The 472-nt window shown below is 74.4% G+C and carries 1 protein-coding gene; it reads left to right on the forward strand.

What is annotated here, in order from left to right:
• Positions 1-305 (forward strand): hypothetical protein (locus tag CEF10_RS16720; protein WP_101069291.1); only part of this gene is annotated, 305 nt, incomplete at its 5' end.
• Between the last annotated feature and the right edge of the window lie 167 nt (positions 306-472).

Raw genomic sequence — 472 nt, forward strand, 5'->3', positions numbered from 1 at the left:
TGCGCGGCCGCGACCTGCGCACGCGGCTGGCGCGCGCGCGGCGCAGCCTGCCGCGCGGCCTGCGCCCGGCGGCGGCGACCGTCGCCGACGCGGCCGTCAAGCTGGACAACCCGCGCCTTGCACGCGCGGTGGATTACGCGGCGGTGCAGGATTCGCTTGCCGCACTGCGCGGCCACCTCAAGGCGATCGACCCGGCGCAGCGGCGACGCGATGCCCTGCTGCACCTTGCGGGCACCATTGTCGTCAACCTGCTCGTGCTGGGCCTGCTGGTCTGGGCGATTCTCGCCTGGCGCGGGTTCGTCTGAGCCGCGCGGATTGTTGTCCGCGCGGCGCTTGGTTTTTCGGGATCTTTCTCAGAGGCCGGGGTAGAGGGGGAAGCGGGCGCAGAGCTCGGCGACCTCGGCGCGCACCGCGTCCTCGACCGCGGGGTTGGGGTCGCCGCCGGTCTCGGCCAGCCCGTCGACGACGCGGG

It is taken from the genome of Roseovarius salinarum (genome assembly GCF_002834145.1).
Lineage (GTDB): Bacteria > Pseudomonadota > Alphaproteobacteria > Rhodobacterales > Rhodobacteraceae > Roseovarius > Roseovarius salinarum.